Genomic DNA, 26,414 nt, shown 5'->3' with positions numbered 1-26,414 from the left:
CGCACCATGACCGACACCGCCGGCAACGAGGACGCCCTGCGGCAGATCCTGACGGCGCATCCGCTCACCGCCGGTGACCGCGCCTATGCGGGCATCATCGCGGTCATCTGCGCCCGTCTGCTGCCGCGCATGCTGCTCAAAGACATGCTGGGTTGCCTGCCTGCGCATGATTACGCAGAGCCCGGCACGCGGCTGCTCGCCACCTTGCGCACCCTGGGCTTCGTCGCCCGACCGGTGCGCACGCCCATCCGGCGCCTGCGGCCGTCGCGTGCGCCAATCCTGCTGATCGCGCCACCGCTGCCTGACGGAAGCCCGCAGTTCTGGCTATTGGTGGCGGAGGCTGGCAGGCTGGTGGCGATCGCCCCAGACGGCGCACACCATGCCCCGAAAGACGTGCCCGACGGCGAACTATTCTGCCTTTCGCAGGAAGACCACGTCGATCCGCTGAGCCTGGAAAGCCGGCGCCACCGCCGCCACACCTGGCTGCGGGCGCTGCTGACGACCTTCGGCGCGCTGTTCGGCGTGGTCGCGCTGACCACGGCGATGGTCAACCTGCTGTCGCTGGCGCAGCCCTTCGCGATCGTCACGCTCTATCACGCGGTGTTTTCGCGCGGGGACATGCCGGCGCTGCCCTGGCTGGCCGGCGCGATGGTCATGGTGTTCCTGGCCAACTGGGGGATGATGACGCTGCGCGCCCATGCGCTGGCCTGGCTGGCGGCGCGGCTCAACTACCTGGTGGGGCGCGCCACGTTCGAGCGGATCATGCACCTGCCCGCCGCCGTGGCGCAGCGCCTCGACGCCAAGGACCAGTCCTCGCGCATCCGCTCGTTCGAGAACATCAGCGACTTCATTACAGGGCCACTTACCGTCACCTTGCTCGACCTGCCGGCCGGCCTCGTCGGCCTGGTCATCATCACCGTGCTGATGTGGCCGGCGGGACTGCTGCTGCTGGTTGCCACGGGGCTGTTCGCCACGATCTTCAAGCTGGCCAATCGCCGCATGCGCGTTTTGACCAGCATGTCGTCGGATCTTGCCACGCAGTTGCAGCGGACCATGGTGGCGACCTTCGAGCAGCGCGAGACGATCCGGCTCTGCGGTCTGCAGACGCGCTGGGCCGATCTGCAACAGGGCCGGATCGCGCGCGCGCAACACGTCGCACTGCTGATGCACCGGCTGATGGCGCGGGTCGAGGCCGCCTGTTCGTTCACCTTCGCCGCCAGCTTCATCGGCGTGACGGCGACGGTGGCGCTGGCGGGCCAGCGCTTCGCTCTCGGGCCCACCGAAACGTTGCTCGTCATGTTCCTCTCGCCAATGGTGCTGGCCCCGCTGCACGGCCTGTGCATGGCGCTGCCGCGCTACGAGCAGGGCCTGCGCGGGCTGGAACAGATCAACCAGTTCATGCAGGTCGGCTCGGAAATCGAGCAGGATCGCCTGCGCCGCCGGCTGCCGACGCTGACCGGCCGGCTCGACTGGCGGGGCGTGACCATGCGCGTCGATGATGGGCGCGCGCTGGTCCTGGGCCTCGACATCGCGATCGCACCGGGAGAAAGCGTGGCGCTGAGCGGGGCGGCGGGGTCGGGCAAGTCGCTGGTGCTGGCGCTCGCGCACGGCCGCGTCGCCCCCTCGTTCGGCACCATGCTGGTCGAGGGGATCGACGTGGCGCAACTGCCGCTGCGCGCCTTGCGCAGCGCGATCGGGCTGGTGCCGCAGCATCCTGTGCTGCTGCCCGGGACGCTGGCCGACAATCTGGCGATGGCCAACCCGCTGGCGAGCGAAGCCGCCGTGGCGCGCGTGCTCGCCTCGGTCGGGCTCGACGGCCTCGATCTTGCACAGGTGGTGACCGAAGCCGCCGAGGACGCGACATCGCCGTTCATCTGGCAATTCGCGCTGGCGCAGGCACTGCTTGCCAGTTCGGGCTTCCTGCTCATGGATGAAATCCCCAATGCGGTGGTTAACGGCAAATTCGGCGCAATTCTGAAGAACGTCCTGCAGTCGGCCAAAGGACGTCTCACCGTGATCTTCGTCACCAATCGCACCGATCTGCTCGAACTCGCCGACCGCGTCATCGTGCTGCGCGCCTTGCAGACGCCGCTGATCCTCGGGGCCGACCAACTGGCCGAGGTCGCCTGATGCCGCAGCGCGCGCCTCTTCTGCTCCAGACCGCCGGAACCGTGTTTCCCGCGCTCGTGCCATCGCGATCGGCCGAGACCGCGCCCGAACTGCTGATGCCCAGCGGGAGCGAGGATAGCCACTCGCGCCACATGCTGCACGTCACCCTGATCGCCTGCAGCCTCGCCGTATTCATCGCCATCGGCTGGGCCGCGCTGGCGCAGATCGGAGAGGCCGCCACGGTCGTCGGCACGCTGCAGCCCTATGCCCGCGAGCGGGTGGTCGCGCATCCCGAGGGCGGCCTCGTCGCCCGCGTCCTCGTCGCCGAGGGGCAGACGGTGCGCGCCGGCCAGCCGCTCATCGCGATGGATGCGACGCTTGCCGATGCCGATGTCGCCTTTGCGGCGCAGCGCTTGCGCCTTCTCGAGCGCGATGGCCGCGACCTTGGGGCGGTGGCCGGGAATGCAGCCCCGTCCGCAGAGGCAGCATCGCGGCTCGCGCTGCTGGCCGCCGAACGCAGCGCCGCCGCCGCGCGCAGCCGGCAGCAGGGCGCGACGCTGGCACTGCTGCAGACCCAGTTGCAGACCGCCTTGCGCGCCCAAGGCCTCGCGCTCGATGATCGCGACCGCGCCCGGCGGCTGATTCGCGCCGACGCAACCACCAAAACCGCGCTCAATCAGCGCGAACTGGCACTGAGCGAGGCGCAGGGGCGCGTGCAGCTGATCCAGCGGCAGATCGCGGTGGCGAACGGCGCCGTGGCGCAGACTGGCGCCGAAGATACCGCCATCACCGCACGCCAGCAGGTCGATCTGGCGCGCGAGAGCCAGGGCCTGGCGCTGCAACGCGCCGAGGCGGCGCTCATCCTCGATCGCACAAGGCTGCGGCAGGGCCGCCTCGTGCTGCGCAGCCCGGTTGACGGCGTGGTCAAGGCGGTCACCGTCCAGCCCGGCAGCGTGGCCGTGCCGACCGCACCGCTCGTCGTGGTCGTGCCGACCGATCGCCTCGTGGTCGAGGCCCGTGTCGCCGCGCGCGAGCGCTACGACCTGCGGCCGGGCCTGCCCGTGCGCCTGCGCATCAATGGGCTGGAATTGCCGGGCAAGGGCTGGATCGCCGGCCGCGTCGAGGAAATCGCGCCCTCGTCCGCAGCCGACGAGGCGGGCAACCTGTCCTACGGCGTGCGCCTGCGCCTCGATCCTGCGCTGACCCGCGGACGCGGCGCTGCGCGCCTGGTGCCGGGCATGGAAGTGCGCGGCGAGATCATCACCGGGCGCAAGAGCGTGCTGAGCTACATCGTCAATCCCGTGCGCCAGGGCCTGGCCGCGGCCTTGAGCGAAAAGTGAAGCGCCGATGAGCGACATGGCGCCCTTCCCGACATCCTCCGCCGCCGGCGCGGCCCCGGTGCTGCGCGTCCTGCTGGTCGAGGACGATCGCCTGGCCGCGCAAGTGCTGGGGGAACAGCTGGAAACCCTGGGCTATCTGGTCGAAACTGCCGACAACGGCGCCGAGGCCTATGCCCTGTTGCGCGCCGTGCCGGACCGCGCCGACATCGTGGTCAGCGACCGGTTCATGCCCGTGCTCGACGGCCTTGGCCTGACCCGCCGGCTGCGCCGCGAGCGGGCGACGCGCCACCTGCCGATCATCATGCTGACCGGGACCAGCGACGCTGCCAGCACCGCCGAAGGGCTCGAGGCCGGCGTCATGCAATACGTCGCCAAGCCGGTGGAGCCGGCATTGCTGCGCCAGGTGCTCGAAGTCGCCGCCCGGCAGGTGGCCGAGCGCCGGCAACTGGCCGCGGCGCTGGGTGCGCATCAGGCCGGGTTCGCCAATATCGAGCGGATCGACTTCCATTTGCGCCGGGTGGACGAGATCGGGCCCGTCGCCAGCCTGCTCGCCAGCCTGTCGCCCCATGCCGAACGCATCCTGCCGGGCCTGCGCGCGCTGCTCGCCAACGGCATCGAGCATGGGCTGCTGCGGCTGGGCGGCGCCGCGCGGCAAACGCATCTGGCACAAGGCACGCTGGCGCAGGAACTGGCCCGCCGCGCCGCCGATCCCGCCTATGAAGGCTTCGTCGAGGCCGCGGCGCAGCGCCTGCCCGAGGGCTTGCGCTATGCCGTGCGCGATCCCGGCCCCGGCTTTGCCTGGCGCCGCTTCCTCACCCCGGACGCCTCGCGCTCGTCCGTCGACGCCGCGCGCGGCATCACCGTCGCCCGCGTCGCCTTCAAGAGCCTCGAATACCACGGCACCGGCAACCTGGTGACCGCCATCATCGCCAACGAGACCCAGCGCCTATGGTAGACCAACCGAACGGCCAGGAGCGGGACGTCTACCGCCCCGGCTTCCTGCGTCGCAACCTGCAGATCATCGTCTCGGTCCTGGTCAGCCTGGGCCTCGTCGCGATGTTTTCCTACACGGCGACGGCAAGCCTGACGTTCCAGCGCCTCGAACATCGCACCGAGACCGACGCCGTCGCGGCGGCGATGAAGGCCGCGCTGCTCAAGGCGATGATCCGGCTCAACAACGCGGGCTATCTGGTCGCGGAAAACGCCGATGCCGCGGTCCCGGTCAAGCTCGGCGGGACGCTCAACGGCTCCGACTTCGTCACGCAGCTTGGCTACGTCGATCTGGCGGAGGGGCGCGCGACCACGATCATCGCCGGCCCCGACCTTCGCCCATCGGGGACGGCTGCCGTCGGGGTGGCGCGGTTGTCGGAGCGGCTCGCCGCCCTCTCGGGCCAGACACTGGTCGTCGATGCCGCGGACTTCGCCGATTTCGTCGGCCGCCGGCCCGGCCAGGCCCTGTTGCTGGCCCAGTCGCTGCGGATCGCGGACCAGCCGCAGAAGATCGTGTTCGCGACGATCGACTTCGGCGCGATGTGCCGCGAGGCGCTGCGCAGCCGGCCCTTTAGCCTGGCGCATGAACTGCAGGTCAGCGGCCGCCAGGTCCACATGGCCTGCCGCATCCCGGCACCCCCCGGTCCCTACGATCGCCTGCTGCGCGCCGCCGATGTCGCGAGCACCACCGATGTCGACCGCCATCTCGCGTTGCGGATCGTCAGCCGCCAGCAATTCCCGATCGTTGGCCAATTGCTCGGTCCGCTGTCGATGGGCCTGTTCCTGATCTCGCTGATCGTGCTGGCCGCCGCGATCTCACGCAAATGGCAGCTGCAATCGACCCGGACTTTGCTCGCCCTGATCGAGCGCGCGGAGTCGTCGGCCTCGGCCAAGGACGAATTCCTTGCCAACATGAGCCACGAGATCCGCACCCCCATGAACGGCGTGCTGGGCATGGCCGAACTGCTCGCCCGCACCCCGCTCGACGCGGACCAGTCGCGCTACCTGCGCCAGATCCGCTCGTCCGGCTCCTCGCTGCTCGCCATTCTCAACGATGTGCTCGATCTGGCCAAGATCGACCAGGGCAAGCTGTCGGTCGATCCGGTTCGCACCAACCTACACCAGTTGGTCCAGGATGTGCTGATGCTCTACACCGGCACGGCGGAGGAGAAGAACGTCAGCCTGCTGCTCGATGTCGCGCCGGGCACGCCGGTCTGGGCGCTGATCGACCCCACGCGCATGCGCCAAGTGGTGGGCAATCTCATCTCCAACGCGGTCAAGTTCACCGACGATGGCGAAGTGGTGGTGGCGATGGAATGCCAGGGCGCGGACGCCGCGCCGGTCCTGACCATCAGCATCCGCGACACCGGCATCGGCATGACCGCCGAGCAACAGGCGCGGCTGTTCGAACGCTTCGTCCAGGCCGAGGCTGGGACCTCGCGCAAGTACGGCGGCACCGGACTTGGCCTGTCGATCGTGCGGCAGCTGGTCGATCTGATGGGCGGGCACATCCGGCTCGAAAGCGAGCCGGGCAAAGGATCGGTCTTCACGGTCACGATCCCGCTGACGGTGCTGGACGCCGAAGCCGGCGAAGTGCCGAGCGGCCACCGGACCATCGCACTCCTCTCGCCCTCGGTCTTCGTGCGGCAGATCGTCACGCGCACCGCGGCCGATGGCGGATACGAGGTCGCCGCCTTCGACGATGCCGATGCGGCGCTGACCGCGCTGGCCGGTGGGCCCGCCCCAGGCTGGATCGGCGCGATCGTCGACGAGGCGCACGACATCCACCGCGCCTGGGAAGACTGGCAGAAGCTGCAGGGCCACAAGCCTTTTGCCGGCGACGGCTGGAGCCTGCTGCTCGCCGACAAGCGTGCGCATCCGCGCTATGGCCTGTTCAGCCGCACCCTGCCCAAGCCATTCATGCCGGGCGACCTCTTGCACGCGATCGCCGATCTGAAAGGCCAGGCACCGGCATCCGGCGCAGTCGGCGAACCGCAGGCGGAACCGGCGCTGGCGCATGCCGATGCGGCCCTGGCACGCTTCGAGGGCCGCGCCTGCCTGGTGGTGGACGACAATGCGATCAACCGCATGGTCATGACCGAATTGATGAGCGACATGGGCTTTGCCGTCGATTGCGCCAGTGACGGGCGCAAGGCGATCGCCATGGCGCTGGCCAAGGCTTACGACGTCATCCTGATGGATTGCCGGATGCCGAACATGGACGGCTACGAGGCGACGCGCGAATTGCGCGTGATGATGGCCGACCGCGCGATCGTGTCCGCGCCGATCATCGCATTGACCGCCAACGCGATGAAGGGCGACCGCGAGGCCTGCCTCGACGCCGGCATGGACGGTTTCCTCGCCAAGCCGGTGCAGGTGCCCGAACTAACCGACATGCTGGTCTCGCTGGTCCCGCGTGCCGAAGCCGCGGGCCTTTATGGCCGGATCGACTGGCTCGGCGGCGACGAGGATACCGAACCGGCTGGAAAGCCCGCGACGCCCGAACTGCCGGTCGCGGCAGCGGTGGTCGAGCCTATCCGCCCACGTGCCAGCGACGTCCCTCAGGTAGCCGCGCCGCCAACGTCAACACTGGCGCCAACACCGGCGCCACCGCCGGTCCCAGCGCCGGTCCCGGCGCCAACGACAGCGCCGACCAAGCCCGCAGGCCCGGTGCTCGATCGCGCCGCATTTGCGCAGTTGCGCCAGACGATGCGCTCATTCGGGGCGCTCGTCGAGCTGTACCGGGGCGACACCCGCGCCTATCTCGATGGCGTGGCCGAGGCACTGACCCTTGGCGATTGCCAGGCCGCCATCCTGCCCGCGCACACCATCAAGAGTTCCAGCCGCATCGTCGGTGCCTGCGCCATGGCGCACGAGGCCGAAGCGCTCGAAGCCGCGCTGCGCAGCGGGCTGCCCGCAGGCCACCCCGACCTCGCCCGCGCCCTCGCCACGATGCGGCCGCTGTTCGCGCAGACGTTGTCCGAGATCGACGAGGCCTTGGCCCAGGCGGCATGAGAACCGACTTCGGATTGTGCAGCGTACCTGTAGTCCCGCACAGCGAAGCAGCGTTTTGGTCAGCCTGCAGCCGGCCGCGCCGGCGGGAAGATCACCCGCGGCAGTTGCAGGGCAATGCCTGCGCAGACCAGCAGCAGCAGGCCGATGGCAATACCCGCACCGACCTGGCCATGGCCGCGCCCGCCCGGCGCCATCAGCAGGTAGGCGCTGCCCGCGATCGCCACGCCCAGCGCCGACCCCATCTGTTGCACCGTCTTGAGCGTCCCGCTGGCGCTACCCGCCTGCGTCCGCTCGATCCGCGCCACCGCCACCGAGCCGATCGGGCCCGAGATCAGCCCCATGCCGCAGCCCGCAACTGCCAGAACCGGCACCAGCACGGCGACCGGTGCGCCGGGGCCCCAGGCCGTCCACCCGAGCGCGGCCACGCTGCCCGCCGCCAGGAGCGCGGCGCCGCCGATCAGCACGATGCGGCCATGGGTGGCGATGTAGCGCCGCCCGAGCACGGCCATGCCGAACATGACGCCCGCGCTGAAGGGCATGTGCATCAAGCCGGTTCGCAGCGACGACATGCCGAGCTCGTTCTGCAGGGCATAGGCATAGACGAACAGGAAGCCGGTATTGGCCGCGGAAAAGCTCAGGCTGATAAGGAGGGCGCGCAGGAACGTGGCGTTGCCGAACACCGCCACGTCGACGAGGAAAGCCCGACCCTCGGCCTTGCGCCGGACCTGGCTGCGCCAGCCGATCACGAACAGGCCCGCCGCCAGGGCCAGCCATGCGAAGGTCGCCGGCGTCGCGCCCTGACTCTCGGCCTGCATCAATGAATAAAGCAAGGCGAACATGGCCGCGGCGAAGGTCACGGCCCCGAGCGCATCGACACGACGCTCGGTGTGCAGCGGCGTGTGCGGCAGCAGCATCGAGCCGGCGATCACCGCCATGATCCCGATCGGCACGTTCACCAGGAACACGAGCCGCCACCCCAGCCCCATCGGGTTCGCAGCGATCAGCAGGCCGCCCAGGATTGGCCCCAGGATCGCGGCGAGGCCGCCCACCACCCCGAACCAGGCCATGCGACCGATGCGCTCGACCGGGGAATAGAGGTGCTGGATCATCGTCATGACCTGCGGCGCCATCATCGCACCCGTGGCGCCTTGCAACATGCGCGCGCCGATCAACAGGCTGGGCGTCGTCGCCAGGCCACACAGCAGCGATGCGGCCGTGAATGCCCCGACGCCGCCCAGGAACATCGTGCGCCCGCCCAGCAGGTCGCCCAGCCGCCCGCCCAGCAGCAGGAACATGGCAAAGCACAGCGAATAGCCAGCGACGATCCACTGGCACTGGCTGGCCGCCGCGCCGAGATCCACGCGGATGGCACCCAGCGCGGTGTTGACGATCGTCATGTCGACGATCTCGAGCACGAGCACGACAAGCAGCGTGTGGAAGGCAAACGCGCGCTGACGCTCGGTCAGGGCTTCGACAGGGTGCATCGTTCGGAAATTCCCGGCTCGGGCAGCGGGCACACCGCCAGCGTCGCTTGTGCGACCGAGCCGTCCGCCACCCTAGGTTCGATCTGAATGGTGATTAGATCGTGAGCCGGATGATGTCAAACCGATGGTCGCAAGGGCACAAGTCATATCTGGGAATCCGGTTGCCTGCCAGGCTGCGGCGCGTTGACAATCCGCCGCCTCTGTCTAATCACTGATCAGATAGAGGCGCGTACCGTGCCGATGCGGGAGATGGGACATGCAGCCGATCAAGGTCGGGGTCATTGGCGCGGGCGACATCAGCGGCGTCTATCTCAATGCGATCGCCGGTTCGCCGATGCTCGAACTCGCAGGCGTTGCCTCGCGCACGCCCGAGCGTGCGGCCGCCGTTGCAGAACAGTTCGGGGCCGCGGGCATGAGCGTCGATGCCCTGCTCGCCGATCCGCGGGTCGAACTCGTCGTCGACCTCACGCCGGGGCGCGACCATGCCGCGCTCAATGCCCGCATCATCGCGGCGGGCAAGTCGGTCTATTCGGAAAAACCGTTCGCGCTGACCCTCGAAGACGCGCAGCAGCTGGCCGGGCAAGCCGCCACCAACGGCGTCCTGATCGGCAGCGCGCCCGACACGTTCTATGGCGCCGCGCACCAGGCAGCGCGCCGTGCGCTCGACGGGGGCGCGATCGGCAAGCCGGTCTTCGGGCAATCCTTCATGGGCCTGCCCGGCCTCGAGCTGTTCCATCCCAACCCGGCGCAGTTCTACCTGCCCGGGGGCGAGCCGCCGTATGACATCGGGCCCTACTACATTGCGATGTGGGTCAGCCTGCTGGGTCCGGTGCGCCACGTCCATGCCGCCGCCGGCACCGGCCCGGCAGAGCGCACGGTACGCCATGGCCCGCAGAAGGGATCTAGGTTTCCGGTGGAGGTGCCGACGACGTTCCTCATCACCCTGACCTTCGATGCGGCGCATGTCGCGCTGGCGATCTCGCTCGACGTGGCCATGCCGACGCAGCGGCCCGGTGATGTCTATGGCACCCAGGGCATGCTCGCGCTGGCCGATCCGATCTTCTTCAGCGGCGCGCCCGCACAGTTCGCTCCCGCGTCGGGGCGCAGCCTGCTCGACACCGCCGACATGCCCTTCGCCGCCCCCAACAGGCTCGATCACGCCGGCCAACCTGTCGCCGACTATCGCGGTGTCGGGCTCGTCGACATGGCCCTCGCACTACGGACCGGCAGGCCGCACCGCACCGGCGCGGATTTCGTCGTCCACACTGTCGAGATCATGGAGGCGATCACCCGGTCGGCACGCACCGGGCAGGCGATCGCCCTCCACAGCAGCTGTGCGCGCCCTGCCCCGCTTGATGCGGTGGACGATGCCCTGCTGATCGCCAACACCGCATCGCCTTTCGATCTCGCGGTCGAGCAGACCGCCCGCCTCGACGTCTCGCACCCCTGACGCCGAGTGCCGCGCCGGGCGGTCAGATCGCGTGCTCGTCTTCCTCGGTCAGGGTGGCGAGATCGCCCTCGATCGGCTGCTTGCCCGGCTTCGCGCGGCGATAGGCATCGAAGCTGCGGCGGTCGGCGTCGAAGGTCATGTCCCAGGGGATGTTCTCGCCACGGAAGATCGCCGGTGCATTGGCGGACCACAGCAGCGAGCCGAACTTGAAATCCCACGCCCGCGGCACCCAGCCATCGTCGAGGTAGTCGGTATCGGCGTGGTACTCCGCCTCGCCCGCGTGGCCCGGAATCTCGCAGTAGTAATAGATCGCCGAGGAGATGCGGTGCCGCGAAATGCCGCCGCTGGTGTTCATCGTCGTGTTCTTCCAGCCACGGTTCTCCATGATGTTTGCCCCGAGCATGACCTCGTCGATGTCGTCGCAGCCGAAGGCGATGTGCATAAACTTGAAGTGGTCGGGTGCGATCGGCAGGTCGCAGTTCACCCAGAAGATCGAGTGATGCTCGAACGTGCCGCCGGCGCGCGCGAAAATACCGGTGCCCTTCGAGTGGTCGACATAGCGAAAGCCCAGGTGGCGCTCGTAGAACTCGAAGCTGCCGACATAGTCGGGCGAGAAGAACACGACATGGTTGATCGTACGCGGCACCGCGCGCTTGCGCCAGATGCGGTGCTGGTTGAAGCGAGGCCAGTGCGACGGCGTGTTGACCGGGCTGGCCTCGGCCACCACCGGGCGCTTGGCCCAGACCCGCAGGGCGATGGGCTGGCCGTCGGGGCAGGTGCAGTGCACCGTGCCGTCCTCGTCACAGGTCACCGCCACCTCGCCGGCCAGGCTTGCGGCGATCCGCGCCAGGTTTTCGGCGGTATCGACACCCCAGACGGTTTCCTTGATCCCGTCCCCCGCGAAGGGATCGGGCGACGGCAGGCGCGCATCGCCATGGCGCCGCAGGATCACGCGGCTGCCGGATTGCAGGCGGAACACGCTTTCGTCCTCGCCCGCACTTTCCAGCGGCAGGCCGAAGTCGGTCCAGAAACGGGTATGCTCGCCCAGATCGGTCACGCCGAACACGACGCTTTCGACGCCGAGGACGGCGGGCGTGGACGAGAGAAGACTGGAGGCGTTGGGCATGGGATCTCCCGCGGATACGTGCCGGGGAACCATGCCCAATCGGGGGCGCGTGCGGAAATTCAAGTTTCGGGTGGCTGGGCATCCACCGCGCCGATGGATGCGGCGCCCGGCCCTTACCCCGGCGGCGTGGCGACCAAACGCATCTGTCCGTCCCGTGCGGTCAGCGTTGCGGATGGTTCATCCGGTACTGCACCTCGATCTCCTCGAGGTTGATCGCGGACGCAGGCGGAAGACGCACGATGTTGGAGGCCGCCTGCGTCTTGCCGCCTGCCGCGGCCTGCAGGCGCTCGACCACCCAGCGCAGGGCGCGGTCGTTGTTGTTGGCGATGTTCCACTGGATCGCCTCGCGGATCGGCGGAATGTCGAACGGGATCTCGCGCATGACCAGCGCCTTCGTGCCCACGACGATTTCCGCCATGCGGCGATGCATCGTGGCGATGCGGTTCGTGCCGATGATCAGGCCGGTCAGCGACAGGAAAGTGGGGGCGATGACCTCGACGCGGCGCTGCTGCTTCTGGCGCCGCATGAACCAGTCCTCGAAGGCCGATACGCGAGACTTGCCGAAGCGTGCGGTGACGTGGCCGAGTTCGAAATAGCGTTCACGCGTCATCGGCTCTGCCATCGCCGGATTGGCCGCGTCGCCCACCACCACGTAGTCGTCCTCGAACAGCACCTGGCTGGGATGATCCGACGAAATCGCAATGTCGATGGTCAGCAACAGGTCGATGTAGCCGCGTTCGATCGCCTCGATCGGCGCATCGTTCATCGGCACGATCTCGAAGCGCAGGTTGGGCGCCTCCTTCTCGAAATCGGCGAGCACTCCGGCGAGGAGCACCTCGGTCGAATAGTCCGAGGCCATCATGCGGATCGTGCGCTCGGCGGTGGCAGGATCGAACGGGGGCGCCACGGCCACGGTGGTGCGGATTTGCTCGAGCACCGCGCGAACCGGCTCGATCAGTTCTTCGGCGCGCGCGGTCAGGATCATCGCGCGGCCCTTCACCACCAGCAGTTCGTCGCCGAAATATTCCCGAAGCCGGCCGAGCGCACTGGAGGTGGCGGATTGCGACAGGCACAGGCGATCTGCGGCCAGGCTGACACTCCGCTCGGTCAGCAGCGCATCGAGGGCCACCAGCAGGTTGAGGTCCAGCCTTCCGTACCGCATCGCCATCTCCCGCCTCCCTCAGATTGTCGCGAGGGCATTGGCGACGAGTGTAGCAACATCGCCGTCATGCGCAAAACCTGCATGATCGGCCGCCGGTGTCGCCAGGGGCGGGTTCGCCGCAAAGGCCGTCTCGAGCGCGGGGTCGGGGGCGAAGCGGACGAGATCGTCGCCCACGCCGCACTGCCGGGCGATCTCGGCCGCAAGTTCGCCCATCGTCAGGCGCAGGGCCGGCAGCGTGACCGCGCGGGTCGAGGGCAGCCGCGCGCTGTCGAGCGTGAGGGCGTGGACGAGGTTGTCGACGCAGCGCAGGACCGACTGCGCCCAGATCGTCCCCCCGGCGGAAACCGGGCACGTGAACGCCTCGCCGGCGCGCAATGCGTGGAACAGGTCGGACATGAACGCCGACTTGAGTCCCGATGGTCCCTTGGGCCGCGCCAGAATGCCGGGCAGCCGCACCGTCACCCCGTCGATCAGGCCGCGGTTGGAAAACATCGCGACGGCATGCTCCATCATCGCCTTGTGCCCGCCGTAGATCATCCTGGGGCTGAGCGGCGTGGCGTCGTCGACCTGCGCGGGGAGCGGATCGCCAAAGACCGCGATCGAGCTTGCATAGACCACGCGCAGCCCCGGCGCCGCCGCGCCTGCTTCGAGCAGCAGGTCGTACATCGCGTCGACATTGATGCGCCGCGACAGCGCCGGGTCCGCCTCGGCAGCGCCGCCCGGCACGGTCGCGAGGTGGACCAGCGCGTCGCAGCCCTGCGCCAGGGCCCGCGCCCTGACCGCGGCATCGCCGATATCCCCGACCACCATCTGCGCCGGCGCGGGCAGGTCAGCCGCCATCGTGTCGAGCCCGGTGACCGCATGACCTGCACCGACCAGCCTGCCAACCAGCTCGCGTCCGACGAACCCCCCTGCCCCGGTCACCACGATGCGCATGTCGGCTGCCTCCTTCAGAAGTTGCTCGACAGACGCACACCCCAGGTGCGCGGCGCCGAATAGTGGCCGACCGCCATGCCCAGCGGCGAGGCCTGCGGCGCGAGGTTGCGGCGCTTGTCCTCGAGATTGCGCACGAAGGCGGTGAGCGCCCAGGTGCCCGCCGACGACCGCAGCGTGAGCGAGACGTCCGTGGTCCAGTAGGCGGGAATGCGCTCGAAATCGAGGTATTCGAACGCCCCCCACTGGCTGTCGCGCCAGGCGCTGGAGACTGAGCCGACCAGTTCGAGGTTACCCCCCATCGGCACGACCTGCTCGGCGCCCAGGTTCACCGTCCACTTCGGACTGAACAGCAGCGGATTGCCCGAGCAGTTGAAGTCCTTGACCGGTGCGCCACCCGCGACGGCCCCGGTATAGGTAAAGGGGCAGCCGAAGTTGTCGCGCGGCGAAGCGGTATAGAGATGCAGGTTGTCGTACCTGGTATCGAGGTACTGCACCTTGGCGCTCAGCGTGGTGCCGCGCGCCGGCTTGACCACGATGTCGGCGTCGAAGCCCTTGATCGTCGACCGGCCCGCGTTCTCGTTGGAGCTGATCAGCGTGCCGCTGGTATCGACCGTGAAATACGTGATCTGCTGGTCGCGGTACTTCCAGAGGAAGCCCTCGAGGTTGAGCTGGACATGGTTGTCGAAGAAGCGGTTCTTCGAGCCGATCGTGTATGCGGTGATGAATTCGGGCAGGTAGGAGGTCCTGCTCTCGGTCATCTGCAGGCCGCCGGCGCGATAGCCCGATTCCACCGTCGCGTAGAGCAGGCTGGCGGGTGCCACGTCGAATTCGACCGAGCCCTTCCACGTGACACGCGAATAGCTGCGGGTGTCGACCACCGGGTTGTAGGTCTTGAGGATCGCCCCGACCCCGTTGACGAGCGGGAACACCTGGTAGCCCGGCCGGTCGACGCTGTTGCCGGGGATCCAGCGGTTCGCCACCAGCCAGTTGATGGTGTCGCCGGTGTTCAGGAAGTTGGGATAGTAGGGCATGTTCCCCGGCGTGGCGCAGCCTGCGGCGAACGAGGCAGGCGGCGTCAGCAGCGCTGGGGGCGGCCCGCCGCAGAAGGTGATGAAGTTGTTGATCAGCCCGTCGATCGACTTCTTGTCGTGGGTATAGCGAGCCCCGCCGATCAGCCGGAAGCGGTCGGAGACATGCGCGGTCAATTGCCCGAACGCGGCGTAGCTGTCGGTCTTGTGCTGATAGTCGACGATCGGCAGCACGAACTCCTGATTGTACTGGTTGTTCGCCTTGATCTTCTCGTTGAAATAGTAACCGCCGACGACGTAGTCCAACATGCCGGCCTTGCCGGCGAGCCGCGCCTCGAGGCTGCCCTGCTTCACCTTCTCGTTGGTGTTGGCGATGTTGAACGCCGGACCATAGAAAAACGAGTTGTCGCGGCTTTCACGATAGGCCGGAATGACGGTCAGCTTGCCGATGCCGGTCTGCCAGTTGATCTCGGCGTTGACGCCCCAGTACGTGCTGTCCTGACGCTGGTCGCGGTTCATCGCGCCAAGGAAGGCGAAAGCCGGTGCGCCGAGGTTGTGCGCGCGGAAGGCGTTCGCGGCGGGCGTGTTGAACCCCTCGCTGGTGTCGAGCCCGGCGGGGAAGAAGGTATAGCCCGACGGCCCGGGGATGAACCCGCCGACATAGCTGCCACCGGCGCCCCGGCCGCCGAGGTGGCTATAGTCCGCACCGATGCGCACCGACAGGTCGCTGCTCGGCTCCACCAGGAACTGCGCGCGCAACGAGCCGCGCTTGAGGTCGTCAGTGCCGTCGCGGTTGTAACCGTCGTGCGCCGAATAGGCGGCGCTGACGCGCAGCGCGGAGTTGGCGCCGGTCGCGAGATTGACGTGGGCGTCGGTCTCGACCGCGTCGAAATTGCCGAAAGCGACGTTGAAGCCCATGCCGTTGCGGCCGATTTCGGGCCGGGCGGGAATGATGTTGACCGCGCCGCCGGTGGCATTGCGTCCGTAGAGGATGCCCTGCGGCCCCTTCAGCACCTCGACGCGCTGGAGATCGTAGAACGCCGCACCGAACACGCCGCCGCCGCGCCCCAGCACCACGCCATCGTAACTGGGGGTGACGGCGGGATCGTTGTAGCTGCTGGTGGTGATGTTGCCGACGCCGCGGATGAAGATCGAGGCGACGCTGCCGCCCGGCTGCGGGATCGACAGCGAGGGCACCGCCTTGGTGATGTCGGCCGCCGAGGTGATGCCGCGCTGGACGAGATCGTTGCCGGTGACCGCGTCGATCGCGAGACCGGCCTTCTGCAGCGATTCCTCGCGGCGCTGCGCGGTGACGATGATCTCGCCGATGCCGCTGGTGTCGGTGGTGGCCTCGGTCGCGACCGGCGCCGTGGTGGTCGTGCCCGACGTCGCCTGGTCCTCGGCCGGCAGTCGTGCCGCAAAGGCCGGGCTCGAGATCGCGACGAACGCACTCGTGGCGAGCAGAAGACTGCGCATGGTTAACCTCCCCATGGATTTTGGCGCTTGATTGCTTGTTTGCTGAGGGCGATGCCTAATCATCGGCGGGCCAAATATCCCGCCGATTGTATCGATAGGTGCCCATCCACAGTTCGGATTTGTGCCCCCGGCGCGGCTCGCTAGGTCTTGGCGCATGATCGGGGAGACAATCAGCAGCATCGCCACCGCGCTCGTCGTCGGCGGCGGCATCGGCGGCATGGCAACGGCGATAAGCCTTGCCGAGCGCGGGGTAAGGGTCGACTTGATCGACCTCGATCCCGAATGGCGCGTCTATGGCGCCGGGATCACCATCACCGGGCCCACGCTGCGCGCCTATCGCCAGCTCGGCCTGCTCGAGGCGATCAAGCAGCAGGGCGCGATCACCAGCCGCACGCGGGTGTTCCGCTACGACGGCACGCATATCCTCGACCTCGAGGAACCCGCGATCGAGGAAGGCCTGCCCGCAACTGGAGGCATCATGCGCCCCGTGCTGCATCACATCATGCAGCGGCGCGTCGCCGAGCTTGCCGTGCCAGTCCGGCTCGGGCTGACCGTCACCGCGCTGGAAAACCGGGACGACGGCGTCGACGTGCAGTTCTCCGATGGCACCGCGGGGCGCTACGACCTCGTCGTCGGCGCGGACAGCATCGCATCGCGCGTGCGCGCCCTCGCGTTTCCCCACATGGGCCCGGCGCAGCCGACCGGCCAGGGCTGCTGGCGCATCTCGATCGCCAAGCCGCCGGGGCTCGATGCCGGCGAATTTTTCCTCGGCCATGCCAACCCGGCGGGGATCACCGCCTGCGCGCCGGACAAGGTCTACCTGTGGATGCTGACACCACACGTCGAGCGGGAGCGGCACATGGACGAGGACGAGCTCTTCGCCGCGCTGCAGGAGCTGCTGCGGGATTTCGGCGGCAATGCCGGGTGGATCCGCGACACGATGACCCGCGACGACTGGATCAACTATCGCCCGCTGGCCGCCGTGCTGCAGCCCCGCGACTGGTTCGCGGGGCGGATCGTGCTGGTGGGCGATGCCGTCCACGCGACGACGCCGCATCTGGCCTCGGGCGCGGGAATGGCCGTGGAAAGCGGGATTGTGCTGGCCGAGGAACTGGCCCGCACCGCAGACGTGCACGAGGGACTGCGCGCCTATCAGGAGCGGCGCTACAACCGCTGCCGCGACGTGATCGAGACCAGCGTCGCCGTCGGCCGGCTCCAGCTTGCCAATGGCGATCCCAATGTCCACGCGGCGATGCTGCAGGACGCACTGCACCGCCTGAACGACCCGTTCTGATCGCGGGGGCCGTCAGCAGGCGGCGAAGGCACCGTCTGGGCGGCGGCGGCGGAAGAGCAGCAATGCCACTGCCGCGATCCCCATACAGGCCAACGCGACATAGCCGAGCAGCGCGAAGGTGGCCATCAACCCGCCGAACCGCAGGGACAGGGTCGTCACCGCCAGCGTGCTGAGCCATTGGCCGAGTGCGAACGAGGACTGCCACAATCCCGTGCCGCGGGCCCTCACCTGGTAGGGCAACAGATTGATTGCCCAAACCAGCAGCGTCGGCAACAACATCCCCCCGCCCAACTGGTTGATAAAGCTGCCCGCCAGGAACATCGACACGCCGCGGCTGTACCCCATCAGCAAGAAGCCTACCGCAAGCATGGCAAACTCAGCGCAAAGCAGGCGCGCCGGTCCCTGCCCCGCCACGCGCGCATAGACCAGCGTACCCAAGGGGACGCCAAGGCTGGCTAGCGCGGTCAGTACCCCTATACGCGCCGGGCTGGTGAGCCCCAGATGCGTGAGGCCGACCGACCCTTGGATCTGCACGGTGTAGAACAGCACGGCGGCAACCACGGTGATCGCGACGATGAAAGCGAAGCGGACTTTGGTCGGGGCGGTCATCGGCTGAGGGGCTTGGTCAGGCTGCTGACCGGACACATTCGCCGGATGTTCGCTGGTGTAACGCCACACCAGCACAAACATCACCAGCGCAGAGCCATAGACCCAGAACGGCACACGCCAGCCAAAGCCGCCCAGCAGCCCGCCTAGAGCGAAGAACAGAAGCGCAGACTGCGAGGCGAACGCCGTCTGCCAGGCAAGCCAGCGATCGCGCGCCGCGCCGGTAAAATGATCGCTGATCATGGTGGTCGACAGCACGTAGATCAGCGCTTCGGCGATACCGACCCCGACGCGCGAGACGAGTATCGCCCGAAGATCGATCAGGACCAGCGGCGCCATGCCGACGGCAGCATAGAGCAGGAAAGCGAACAGCAGCAGCCGTCGGCGTCCGAATCGATCACCCAGTAGGCCCGCCAGCGGGCACAGCAGCGCAACGCACAGTGCGGGCAGCGTCAGCACCATCGGCACGAGATAGTCGTGCCCCGGTACCTGCGCGTACTCGACCATGAGGCGGGGCAGCACCGGTGCCAGCAGCACGACAGCCATGGTCGCCAGGGTTATGGGCAGCAGCAGTGAAATGCCCGTCATCACGCCGGCTTGCAGTTCTCTCTCCATGGTCATGCGCTTTCCCGGGTTGTTGTTCCGCGACCATCCGGGCCAAGCTCCCAAGCGTCCAATTGATAGCGCGCGTAATAAGCGATCGGTGCCGTCGATAGCGGCCATGCGGTCGATCGCTTGGCATTGAAAAAGCGAAATCCCCGGCGAAGGCGCCGGCTGCCAGCCTGGATCGGTAAACGACGCGCCTGCGCACCGTGAGAGGGCGACGATCATGCCCGTGACAGAAAGCTCCCCGGCGGCCATCGCCTGGGCCGCCACGTTCGTCTGCTTTAACAAGCCCGCCTACATCACCGACGCCAATTTCAGCGTCGATGGCATCGCAACCGCCTGGGGAGGCCCGTCAACTGCCGTCGGTGACGAGCGTGCCGCCATCGACCAGCAGGTTGTGGCCGGTCACGAAGCCTGCGGCCGGGCTTGCCAGGAAGGCGACTGCGCCGCCGACCTCGGCGGGCGTGCCGGGCCGGCGCAGCGGGGTCATCGCCATGCGGCGGGCCATGAACGCCGGATCGTCGAGCAGCGGGCGCGACAGGTCGGTGGCGATGAAGCCCGGTGACACGGCGTTGACGCGCACACCCTGCGGTCCCCACTCGACCGCGAGATTGCGTGCGAGCTGGGCGACGCCGGCCTTGGCGAGGGCATAGGCGTTGATCCGCCCATTGCCGCGCAAGCCAGCGAGGCTGGCGACCAGCACGGCCGCGCCGCCCCCGCCCCCTCCGACGCCCGCCGCCGCCAGATGCGGCAGCGCCAGGTTGCAGAGCACGACCTGGCTGCGCAGGTTGATCGCCATGACGCGGGCATAGTCGTCCATGTCGATGTCGGCGAAGCGCCCGGCTTGCCCGGTGATCCCCGCATTGCACACCAGGATGTCGAGCCGGCCGAGGCTGGCCAGCGCAAAGTCCACCAGCGCGGCCTGCGCATCATCGTCGGTCACGTCGCAGGCATAGCCCGGCATGCCCAGCCGGGCCGCCACGCGCGCGGTGTCCGCCTCGCTCTCGCTGGAGATCACCACGCGCGCGCCTTGCGCAATCAACGCCTGCGCGATGGCGAGGCCGATCCCGCGGGTCGAGCCGGTGACGATCGCCCCCTTGCCGGTGAGGTCGAACATCCGTCAGTCCGGCTTGTGTTCGGCGAGCGGCTGGCCATCGTGGAGATAGGCCGGCGCCTCGATCAGGATGAAAGCGATGCGGCAGGGCTTGTCGGTCGTATTGCGCCACAGATGATTCGTCCCGCGCTGCACGATGATCCCGCCCTGCCCGATCGTCCGCTTGGCACCGTCCTCGAGTTCGAGTTCGATTTCGCCGTCGAGGACGATGCCGTAGTCGATCGAGTTGGTGCGGTGCATCGGGCTTTCCTTGCCCGGCAGCATGTCGACCACGCGGATCACCGAACCGCCCTCGAGGGTCAGCCCGGCGGGACGATGGCGCCCGTCGGTCTCGTCGTTGTTGTCGGCCGGCACGGTCGCGGTGGTCCACATCAGCAGGAACGCGGCATCGCCCGAGGGGATCATCCGCGTCGGCGTCACGTCTTCCGACTTGAACATGGCGCGGCCATTGGCGTCATGCCCCGTGACGACGCGCTGGACGGGGGGAAGGCCGGAATCGGACATGGTCATGGCAGGGTTCCTGTGGTGGACGAGTGATAGCGGAGTATGAGGTCGAGGAGGAACTCAAGCACGCACGACGGTCTGGTCGAGTACGCCGAACGGTGCGTGGCCTGCGGAATCGACCGCCTCCATGCGCACGCGATCCCCAAAGCGCATGAATTCGGTCTGTGCGGTGCCGAGGTCGAGCACTTCGATCCCCCGCCGTTCGGCTATGCAAGAAGAACCGACTGTGCGGAAGTTCGCGTTGGAGACCGTACCCGAGCCGATAATCGTGCCCGCCACGAGATCGCGCGTGCGTGCCGCGTGTGCGACGAGCTCGTGAAAACCATGGCCCATCGCCGCACCGTTCGCCGCACCGAAGCGCGCACCGTTCCAGTCGACGAGCAGATTAAGGCAGACCCGTCCATCACGCCATGCGTCGCCCAGATGGTCGGGCGTGACAGCGAAAGATGCCATGCCGCACGGTGGCTTGGCCTGAACCCAGCCGAACCCGGTCTTCATTTCCGGGCCTGCCAACGCGCGCAGGGACCAGTCGTTGATCTGCACCACCAGCCGGATGTGCCGCAGCGCCTCGGCAGCGGTGACACCCATGGGTACGGCATCGACGATGACGCCGAACTCCCCCTCGAAATCGATGCCGAGCGCCTCATCGGGGAACTTCACCTCGCTGATAGGTGGGTAGAACCGGTCCGAAGTGCCTTGGTACATCAGCGGTAGACCGGTCTTGACCGGTGTGACCCCCAGAACCGCGTCCATGAGTTCCCCGTGCGAGGGGAACGCTGATCCGTCCAGCCATTGCCAGGCACGCGGCAGCGGCGCGAGCACCTCGGCCGGATCGAGCGGCTCGGGGAAGCTGGTGATCGCGGCAAGCCGGCTTGCGATATCCTCCCATGCTTCCAACGCGGCTTGCAGGGTCGGCACGGGAGCCGAAGCGAAAGACGTGCCATCGGGAGCCACGACCACCAGCCGTCCGTCGGGCGTTCCATCGCGCAAAGTTGCAAGGCGCATCGTATTCGTCTCTCCGGGTTTTTCCAGCGGCCGGACTAGGTCCTAGCCCCCCTGCGCACAAAGGCATCTCATCGATAGCTTCGCATCCAAACTATCTGATGGTCCGCCCCCGGGCCGGCTGGCAGCAAGGCGCCTCCAGACTGACGGGAGAGCTTCATGGCCATGTATCTCAAGCGCGGCGCTACAGCGTCAGCCAAGGCGGAGGCCGATCGACAGGTACGCCAGACGGTCGAGGCGGCCCTTGCCGATATCGAGACTCGCGGTGATGCCGCCGTGCGCGACATGAGCATCCGCTTCGACAACTGGGATCGCGACGACTACAGGCTGAGCCAGGCTGAGATCGACGCCGCAGTGGATAGCCTTACGCCGCAGGAGCGCAAGGACATCGAGTTCGCGCAGGACCAGGTGCGCAACTTCGCCCGCGTGCAGCGCGCCTCGATGCAGGACGTCGAGGTGGAGACCATGCCTGGCGTCGTGCTTGGCCATCGCAATGTGCCGATCAATGCCGCCGGCTGTTACGTGCCGGGCGGCAAGTACCCGCTGCTCGCCTCGGCCCATATGAGCGTGATAACCGCCAAGGTGGCCGGCGTGAAGCGGGTGGTCACCTGCGCGCCGCCATTTCAGGGCAAGGCGGCGCGGCATATCGTCGCCGCGCAGGCCCTCGCCGGGGCCGACGCGATCTATGCGCTGGGCGGTATCCAAGCGATTGGCGCCATGGCGCTGGGCACGCAAAGCATCGACCCGGTCGACATCCTCGTCGGGCCGGGAAACGCCTACGTCGCCGAGGCCAAGCGCCAGTTGTTCGGCCGCGTCGGTATTGACCTGTTCGCTGGCCCGACCGAAACGCTCATCATCGCCGACGAGGTGGGCTGCGATGCCGAACTGGCCGCGACCGACATCCTCGGCCAAGTCGAGCATGGCCCCGACAGCCCCGGCGTGCTGCTGACCAACTCCGAGAAGCTGGCGCGTGAGACCATTGCCGAGATCGAACGGCTCTTGCGGATCCTGCCCACCGCCGACCATGCCCGCAAGGCGTGGGAGGCCTTCGGCGAAGTGATCGTCGCGGAGAGTGCGGAGGAGATGGTCCGCATCGCAGACGAGATCGCGAGCGAGCATGTCCAGGTCATGACCGCCGACCCAGACTACTTCCTCGACCACATGTCCAACTATGGTGCGCTGTTCCTCGGCCCGCGCACCAATGTCTCGTTCGGCGACAAGGTGATCGGCACCAACCACACGCTGCCGACACGCAAGGCGGCGCGCTATACCGGCGGTCTTTGGGTCGGCAAGTTCCTCAAAACCTGCACCTATCAGAAAGTTCTGACCGACGAGGCGTCGGCGCTGGTGGGTGAATACTGCAGTCGTCTCTGCGCGCTTGAAGGCTTTGCCGGCCATGGCGAGCAGGCCAATATCCGCGTGCGGCGCTATGGCCGGCGCAACGTGCCCTATGCCGGGCAAGCTTCACCCAGCGAGCTTACCCGCGCGTGACCATGCTGCAGGCCCTGCCCCGCACACCCTCATTCCGGCTCGACGGGCGGCGCGCGCTGGTCACCGGCGCTGGACGCGGCATCGGCCTTGCCATGGCGGCTGCATTGGCCGAAGCGGGCGCCATTGTTACGCTGGTCGCCCGCAGCGCGACCGAAATCGGAATTGCGGCGCAGGCGATCCGCGATGCCGGCGGCGTGGCGGAACCGGCAGTGCTCGACGTTTCGGACCGCGCCGCGGTGGAGCGTTTTTTCGCCGGCCACCCTTCGTTTCACGTACTGATCAACAATGCCGGCACCAATCGGCCGATGCCGATGTGGGACGTGACGGAGGCGGACTATGACGCGGTCATGGACCTCAACGTGAAGGCCGCGTTTTTCGTAGCGCAGGCATGCGCGAAGGCCATGATCAACGAGGGCATCCCAGGAAGCCTGATCCACGTGGGCAGCCAAATGGGCCAGGTCGGCGGCCGGAGCCGCAGCCTCTATTGTGCCAGCAAGTGGGCACTGGAGGGCATGAACAAGGCCTTCGCCCTCGATCTCGCACCGCACGGCATACGCAGCAACGTCATCGCACCAACCTTCATCGAGACGCCAATGACGCAGCCCTTCTTCGCGGATGCGAACTTTCGAGCGAGTGTCCTCGCCAAGATCAAGCTCGGGCGGCTGGGTACCGTGCAAGACCTGATGGGAGCGGTGCTGCTGCTGGCGGGCGATGCGGGAGCCCTGATGACCGGCACCAGTCTGGTGGTGGACGGCGGCTGGACCGCAGATTGACACTTCACAAGGATTTTCATCGATGTTCGAGCCGTTTCCGGGAAACTACATCTGGAACCTGGGGATCAACCTGGCGCTGATCGCCGGGGGCAATCATGGCGAGCTGGACGAAGCCTGCCGTCCCGTGCGCGAGGCGGCCAAAGCCGGAGCCGATGCCGGCTCGGCCCAGCTGTTCGACAGCTGGATCGCGGTGGCCGACCAGGTCACGCGCAATGCCGAGGCCGACGAGGCGGCGGGCTATCTGCTGTCCGCCGGCAGCAAGTACCTGCGCGCATCGGGTTACTATCTGGGTGCCGAGCGCCTGCAGAGCCGCGACCATGCGCCGCGCTGGGCCGCCTATGACAAGGGCCTCGCCCTTTATCACAAGGGTGCGGCGCTGCGCGGACAGCATGTCGAGAAGGTCGAGATCCCCTACGAAGGCACGAGCTATCCCGCATTGTTCTACCATGACGGATCGGGCACGCCCCGGCCGACGCTGGTCTCGGTCAACGGGCTCGACTCGATGAAGGAGCAGGTCGCCATGGCGGGGCATGCTGCGGTCAATCTCGAGCGGGGCATGAACACCCTGTTCGTCGACCAGCCCGGGACCGGCGAGGCGATCCGCAAGCGCGGCCTGCCGGCGGTCTACGATGCCGAGCGGTGGGGCAGCCCCGCCTTGGATTACCTGCTGACGCGCAGCGACGTGATCCATGATCGCATCGGCATCTTCGGCCTGTCGTTCGGCGGCTATCATGCGCCGCGGATCGCCGCGAACGACCCGCGCTATGCGCTCTGTGCGGTCATGGGCGCGAACCACGTCTGGGGGCAACGCCAGCGCGAGCGCGTGGCGAACGAGGGCGAGAACCCCGTGCCGCACTACTGGGACCACGTAATGTGGGTGTTCGGCATCGACGATCGCGAGGCCTTCCTCGACTACGCCGACGCCATCTCGCTGGACGGGCAGGTCGAGAAGATTCGCGCGCCCTTCCTCGTCACGCACGGCGCGAACGACCGGCAGATCCCCGCCTACAACGCCCAGATGAGCTACGACCAGGCGGTGAACAGCGCCAAGCGGACGCTGCGCATCTTTACAAAGGCCGATTTCGAGGTCGAACACTGCGGGGCGGACAACGGCACCGGGATGCGCGACTATATCGCCGACTGGTGCGCACAGACCTTTGCGGAGATGGGGTGATGGGGCGCTACCTGCAGAACACCTGGTACCAGGCCGGCTGGTCCGGGGACCTGCCGCCGCAGGGCAACCTCGCGCGCACGATCTGCGAGGTGCCGCTGGTCTTCTTCCGCACCGCCGAGGGTACGGCCACCGCGCTGCTGGACCGTTGCCCCCACCGTTTCGTCCCGCTGTCCGCCGGCAAGGTCGGGCCGGACCGGATCACCTGCGGCTATCACGGCCTGGCGTTCGGTGCCGACGGGCGCTGCGTGCACAATCCGCACGGCCCGATCCTCGGCGCGCTGGCGGTGCGGGCCTTCCCCGTGATCGAGCGGCACTTGGCGATCTGGGTCTGGCTGGGCGAGGCCGATCTGGCCGACGCCTCGCTGGTCCCCGACCTGTCCTACATCGACGAAACTCCGCCTCTGGCGCGCATCACCGGCTACATGCCCACCGCCGCCAATTACCAGCTGCTGGCCGACAACATCCTCGATCTCAGCCATGCCGATTTTCTCCACCCCGATACGCTGGGTGGGATCAACACGACCGCGAAGAGCACCCATCGCCAGGACGGCGAGCGGGTGATCGTCGACTGGCTGGCCGAGGACTGCGTCCCGCCCCCCGCCTTTCGCGCCACGCTGCACGGTGCAGAACGCGCAGACATCTGGACCGAGGTGGTCTGGCAGGCGCCCGCGGTCATGACGCTGGGGGTCGCCGCCATGGTCGCGGGCACGCCGCGCCGCGCCGAGGACGAGGGCTATACCCTCCACAACATGGTCCCCGAGACTGCGACGACGACGCATTACTTCTATTGCGCCACCCGTCGCTTCCGCATCGATGACGAAGGCTTCACCGCCTTCCTCAAGGTCGCGCTGGCGCAGGCCTTCACGCAGGAGGACAAGCCGATGCTCGAGAAGCAGCAGCAGCGGATCGGCGAGGCGGAGTTCTGGGACCTGCAACCCGTGCTGCTCAGGATCGACGGGGCCTCGACCCGCGCGCGGCGCCTGCTCGAGGCAAGGATCGCGGCCGAAACGCCCGCCGGCTGAAGCGCGTTTCGGCTTGCCGCCGGTTCGCGAGGCGGGCAAGCACCGCGCATGTCCACCCGCCCTGCCCTCTCGGCCAAGCGGATCGCCGCGCAGGCCCGTTGCGATGCCATGGTCGTCCACGCCCGCGACCAGATCCGCACGGTGGGCGTCGATCGCTTCAGCGTGAACGAGGTGGTCAAGGCATCGGGCGGGTCGAAGGCGACGCTGGCCAAGTATTTCGGCGACCGTGATGGCCTGATCGCTGCGGCCATTGCGGCCGAGGCGCACGACACGATCGCCGCTCTGGCGCTCGATACCGACCAGGCCCGCGCCCTGCCCTTGCCCGAAGCACTGCACCGGGCGCTGCGCGGCGTGCTGCACTTCTACCTCGGCGCCGGATCGCTGGCGCTCTATCGCGCGGTGATCAGCGCGGCCTCGAGCAATCCCGGCGGCGCCCGCACCTTCTACGACCAGGGGCATCGCCAGATCGTGCGTGCCGTCGCCGACCTGCTGTCCGCGCGCCAGCCGCATGACGTGCGGGCCGGGCTCGATTGCACCGACGTCGCCGACCAATTGCTCCACGCCATTCGCGCCGGGCTTTACGAGCAGCGGCTGATCGGCCTTTCCCCGGTCGTGTCCGACACGGCCATCGACGCGCGCATCAGCGCCACGCTCGCCCTCGTTCTTCCCGGCCTCGCCCCCGTCACACGGCCTTGATCGCTCTTGCTCCGAA

The 26,414-nt window shown here is 67.9% G+C and carries 20 protein-coding genes; 11 read left to right on the top strand and 9 right to left on the bottom strand.

What is annotated here, in order from left to right:
• The first annotated feature begins 6 nt into the window (after positions 1-6).
• The 4 genes from V7Q48_RS03630 to V7Q48_RS03615 are packed head-to-tail and all read left to right on the top strand — an operon-like array spanning position 7 to position 7,454.
• A complete protein-coding gene (locus tag V7Q48_RS03630; RefSeq protein ID WP_333836330.1) occupies positions 7-2,130 on the top strand; it encodes an ATP-binding cassette domain-containing protein in 2,124 nt (707 codons plus the stop codon).
• Positions 2,130-3,449, top strand: coding sequence for an HlyD family efflux transporter periplasmic adaptor subunit (locus tag V7Q48_RS03625; RefSeq protein ID WP_333836329.1), 1,320 nt, complete (start codon positions 2,130-2,132; stop codon positions 3,447-3,449). The genes V7Q48_RS03630 and V7Q48_RS03625 overlap by 1 nt, the downstream gene beginning before the upstream one ends.
• 7 nt (positions 3,450-3,456) lie before the next feature.
• Positions 3,457-4,404 carry a response regulator gene (locus V7Q48_RS03620; RefSeq protein ID WP_333836328.1) on the top strand — a complete coding sequence of 316 codons (948 nt, stop codon included), beginning with the start codon at positions 3,457-3,459 and terminating at the stop codon, positions 4,402-4,404.
• The gene (locus V7Q48_RS03615) at positions 4,398-7,454 is read left to right on the top strand and encodes a hybrid sensor histidine kinase/response regulator (protein WP_333836327.1); all 3,057 of its coding nucleotides are present in this window, start codon (positions 4,398-4,400) and stop codon (positions 7,452-7,454) included. The genes V7Q48_RS03620 and V7Q48_RS03615 overlap by 7 nt, the downstream gene beginning before the upstream one ends.
• Before the next feature lie 59 nt (positions 7,455-7,513).
• Here V7Q48_RS03615 and V7Q48_RS03610 read toward each other — a convergent pair whose 3' ends face one another.
• Positions 7,514-8,938 (bottom strand): MFS transporter, encoded by a 1,425-nt coding sequence (locus tag V7Q48_RS03610; RefSeq protein WP_333836326.1) that lies wholly within the window; start codon positions 8,936-8,938, stop codon positions 7,514-7,516.
• A gap of 256 nt (positions 8,939-9,194) precedes the next feature.
• On the opposite strand from V7Q48_RS03610, the gene V7Q48_RS03605 reads away from it, so the two are divergent.
• On the top strand, positions 9,195-10,388 hold the full coding sequence (locus V7Q48_RS03605) for a Gfo/Idh/MocA family protein (protein ID WP_333836324.1): 1,194 nt from the start codon (positions 9,195-9,197) through the stop codon (positions 10,386-10,388).
• Between the two features lie 22 nt (positions 10,389-10,410).
• Here the strand turns inward: V7Q48_RS03605 and V7Q48_RS03600 are convergent, their stop codons facing one another.
• From V7Q48_RS03600 to V7Q48_RS03585, 4 genes are all read right to left on the bottom strand, one after another.
• The gene (locus V7Q48_RS03600) at positions 10,411-11,514 is read right to left on the bottom strand and encodes a VOC family protein (RefSeq protein WP_333836323.1); all 1,104 of its coding nucleotides are present in this window, start codon (positions 11,512-11,514) and stop codon (positions 10,411-10,413) included.
• A 160-nt stretch (positions 11,515-11,674) separates the two neighbouring features.
• The gene (locus V7Q48_RS03595; protein ID WP_333836322.1) at positions 11,675-12,682 is read right to left on the bottom strand and encodes a LysR family transcriptional regulator; all 1,008 of its coding nucleotides are present in this window, start codon (positions 12,680-12,682) and stop codon (positions 11,675-11,677) included.
• Between the two features lie 12 nt (positions 12,683-12,694).
• Positions 12,695-13,612, bottom strand: coding sequence for an NAD-dependent epimerase/dehydratase family protein (locus tag V7Q48_RS03590; RefSeq protein WP_333836320.1), 918 nt, complete (start codon positions 13,610-13,612; stop codon positions 12,695-12,697).
• 14 nt (positions 13,613-13,626) lie between these two features.
• The gene (locus V7Q48_RS03585; protein ID WP_333836318.1) at positions 13,627-16,116 is read right to left on the bottom strand and encodes a TonB-dependent receptor; all 2,490 of its coding nucleotides are present in this window, start codon (positions 16,114-16,116) and stop codon (positions 13,627-13,629) included.
• Positions 16,117-16,270: 154 nt separating this feature from the next.
• Here V7Q48_RS03585 and V7Q48_RS03580 point away from each other — a divergent pair, with 154 nt between their 5' ends.
• Positions 16,271-17,410, top strand: a complete 1,140-nt coding sequence (locus tag V7Q48_RS03580; RefSeq protein WP_333836317.1) for an FAD-dependent monooxygenase — start codon at positions 16,271-16,273, stop codon at positions 17,408-17,410.
• Positions 17,411-17,422: 12 nt separating this feature from the next.
• Here the strand turns inward: V7Q48_RS03580 and V7Q48_RS03575 are convergent, their stop codons facing one another.
• From V7Q48_RS03575 to V7Q48_RS03560, 4 genes are all read right to left on the bottom strand, one after another.
• Complete coding sequence (locus V7Q48_RS03575; protein ID WP_333836316.1) at positions 17,423-18,847, bottom strand: MFS transporter; 1,425 nt, start codon at positions 18,845-18,847, stop codon at positions 17,423-17,425.
• Between the two features lie 127 nt (positions 18,848-18,974).
• Positions 18,975-19,739: an SDR family NAD(P)-dependent oxidoreductase gene (locus tag V7Q48_RS03570; RefSeq protein WP_333836315.1), complete on the bottom strand. Its 765-nt coding sequence runs from the start codon at positions 19,737-19,739 to the stop codon at positions 18,975-18,977.
• 3 nt (positions 19,740-19,742) lie between these two features.
• On the bottom strand, positions 19,743-20,246 hold the full coding sequence (locus V7Q48_RS03565; protein ID WP_333836314.1) for a cupin domain-containing protein: 504 nt from the start codon (positions 20,244-20,246) through the stop codon (positions 19,743-19,745).
• A gap of 54 nt (positions 20,247-20,300) precedes the next feature.
• On the bottom strand, positions 20,301-21,245 hold the full coding sequence (locus tag V7Q48_RS03560; protein WP_333836313.1) for a fumarylacetoacetate hydrolase family protein: 945 nt from the start codon (positions 21,243-21,245) through the stop codon (positions 20,301-20,303).
• Between the two features lie 156 nt (positions 21,246-21,401).
• On the opposite strand from V7Q48_RS03560, the gene hisD reads away from it, so the two are divergent.
• From hisD to V7Q48_RS03535, 5 genes are read left to right on the top strand one after another with little or no spacing between them, the layout of a single operon-like run.
• Positions 21,402-22,733: a histidinol dehydrogenase gene (gene hisD, locus V7Q48_RS03555; RefSeq protein WP_333836312.1), complete on the top strand. Its 1,332-nt coding sequence runs from the start codon at positions 21,402-21,404 to the stop codon at positions 22,731-22,733.
• A 2-nt stretch (positions 22,734-22,735) separates the two neighbouring features.
• Complete coding sequence (locus tag V7Q48_RS03550; RefSeq protein ID WP_333836510.1) at positions 22,736-23,506, top strand: SDR family NAD(P)-dependent oxidoreductase; 771 nt, start codon at positions 22,736-22,738, stop codon at positions 23,504-23,506.
• 22 nt (positions 23,507-23,528) lie between these two features.
• Positions 23,529-24,680, top strand: a complete 1,152-nt coding sequence (locus tag V7Q48_RS03545; RefSeq protein WP_333836311.1) for an alpha/beta hydrolase family protein — start codon at positions 23,529-23,531, stop codon at positions 24,678-24,680.
• Positions 24,680-25,702: an aromatic ring-hydroxylating dioxygenase subunit alpha gene (locus V7Q48_RS03540; RefSeq protein ID WP_333836310.1), complete on the top strand. Its 1,023-nt coding sequence runs from the start codon at positions 24,680-24,682 to the stop codon at positions 25,700-25,702. The genes V7Q48_RS03545 and V7Q48_RS03540 overlap by 1 nt, the downstream gene beginning before the upstream one ends.
• 48 nt (positions 25,703-25,750) lie before the next feature.
• The gene (locus V7Q48_RS03535) at positions 25,751-26,398 is read left to right on the top strand and encodes a TetR/AcrR family transcriptional regulator C-terminal domain-containing protein (protein ID WP_333836309.1); all 648 of its coding nucleotides are present in this window, start codon (positions 25,751-25,753) and stop codon (positions 26,396-26,398) included.
• Positions 26,399-26,414: the final 16 nt, after the last annotated feature.

It is taken from the genome of Novosphingobium sp. (assembly GCF_036803765.1).
Taxonomy (GTDB): domain Bacteria; phylum Pseudomonadota; class Alphaproteobacteria; order Sphingomonadales; family Sphingomonadaceae; genus Novosphingobium.
This window is presented reverse-complemented; position numbering and strand designations above follow the sequence as displayed.

Coding starts and splice junctions, on each gene's coding strand:
- V7Q48_RS03630 (WP_333836330.1), top strand. CDS start 7: ATGACCGACACCGCCGGCAACGAGGACGCCCTGCGGCAGATCCTGACG.
- V7Q48_RS03625 (WP_333836329.1), top strand. CDS start 2,130: ATGCCGCAGCGCGCGCCTCTTCTGCTCCAGACCGCCGGAACCGTGTTT.
- V7Q48_RS03620 (WP_333836328.1), top strand. CDS start 3,457: ATGAGCGACATGGCGCCCTTCCCGACATCCTCCGCCGCCGGCGCGGCC.
- V7Q48_RS03615 (WP_333836327.1), top strand. CDS start 4,398: ATGGTAGACCAACCGAACGGCCAGGAGCGGGACGTCTACCGCCCCGGC.
- V7Q48_RS03610 (WP_333836326.1), bottom strand. CDS start 8,938: ATGCACCCTGTCGAAGCCCTGACCGAGCGTCAGCGCGCGTTTGCCTTC.
- V7Q48_RS03605 (WP_333836324.1), top strand. CDS start 9,195: ATGCAGCCGATCAAGGTCGGGGTCATTGGCGCGGGCGACATCAGCGGC.
- V7Q48_RS03600 (WP_333836323.1), bottom strand. CDS start 11,514: ATGCCCAACGCCTCCAGTCTTCTCTCGTCCACGCCCGCCGTCCTCGGC.
- V7Q48_RS03595 (WP_333836322.1), bottom strand. CDS start 12,682: ATGGCGATGCGGTACGGAAGGCTGGACCTCAACCTGCTGGTGGCCCTC.
- V7Q48_RS03590 (WP_333836320.1), bottom strand. CDS start 13,612: ATGCGCATCGTGGTGACCGGGGCAGGGGGGTTCGTCGGACGCGAGCTG.
- V7Q48_RS03585 (WP_333836318.1), bottom strand. CDS start 16,116: ATGCGCAGTCTTCTGCTCGCCACGAGTGCGTTCGTCGCGATCTCGAGC.
- V7Q48_RS03580 (WP_333836317.1), top strand. CDS start 16,271: ATGATCGGGGAGACAATCAGCAGCATCGCCACCGCGCTCGTCGTCGGC.
- V7Q48_RS03575 (WP_333836316.1), bottom strand. CDS start 18,847: ATGATCGTCGCCCTCTCACGGTGCGCAGGCGCGTCGTTTACCGATCCA.
- V7Q48_RS03570 (WP_333836315.1), bottom strand. CDS start 19,739: ATGTTCGACCTCACCGGCAAGGGGGCGATCGTCACCGGCTCGACCCGC.
- V7Q48_RS03565 (WP_333836314.1), bottom strand. CDS start 20,246: ATGACCATGTCCGATTCCGGCCTTCCCCCCGTCCAGCGCGTCGTCACG.
- V7Q48_RS03560 (WP_333836313.1), bottom strand. CDS start 21,245: ATGCGCCTTGCAACTTTGCGCGATGGAACGCCCGACGGACGGCTGGTG.
- hisD (WP_333836312.1), top strand. CDS start 21,402: ATGGCCATGTATCTCAAGCGCGGCGCTACAGCGTCAGCCAAGGCGGAG.
- V7Q48_RS03550 (WP_333836510.1), top strand. CDS start 22,736: ATGCTGCAGGCCCTGCCCCGCACACCCTCATTCCGGCTCGACGGGCGG.
- V7Q48_RS03545 (WP_333836311.1), top strand. CDS start 23,529: ATGTTCGAGCCGTTTCCGGGAAACTACATCTGGAACCTGGGGATCAAC.
- V7Q48_RS03540 (WP_333836310.1), top strand. CDS start 24,680: ATGGGGCGCTACCTGCAGAACACCTGGTACCAGGCCGGCTGGTCCGGG.
- V7Q48_RS03535 (WP_333836309.1), top strand. CDS start 25,751: ATGTCCACCCGCCCTGCCCTCTCGGCCAAGCGGATCGCCGCGCAGGCC.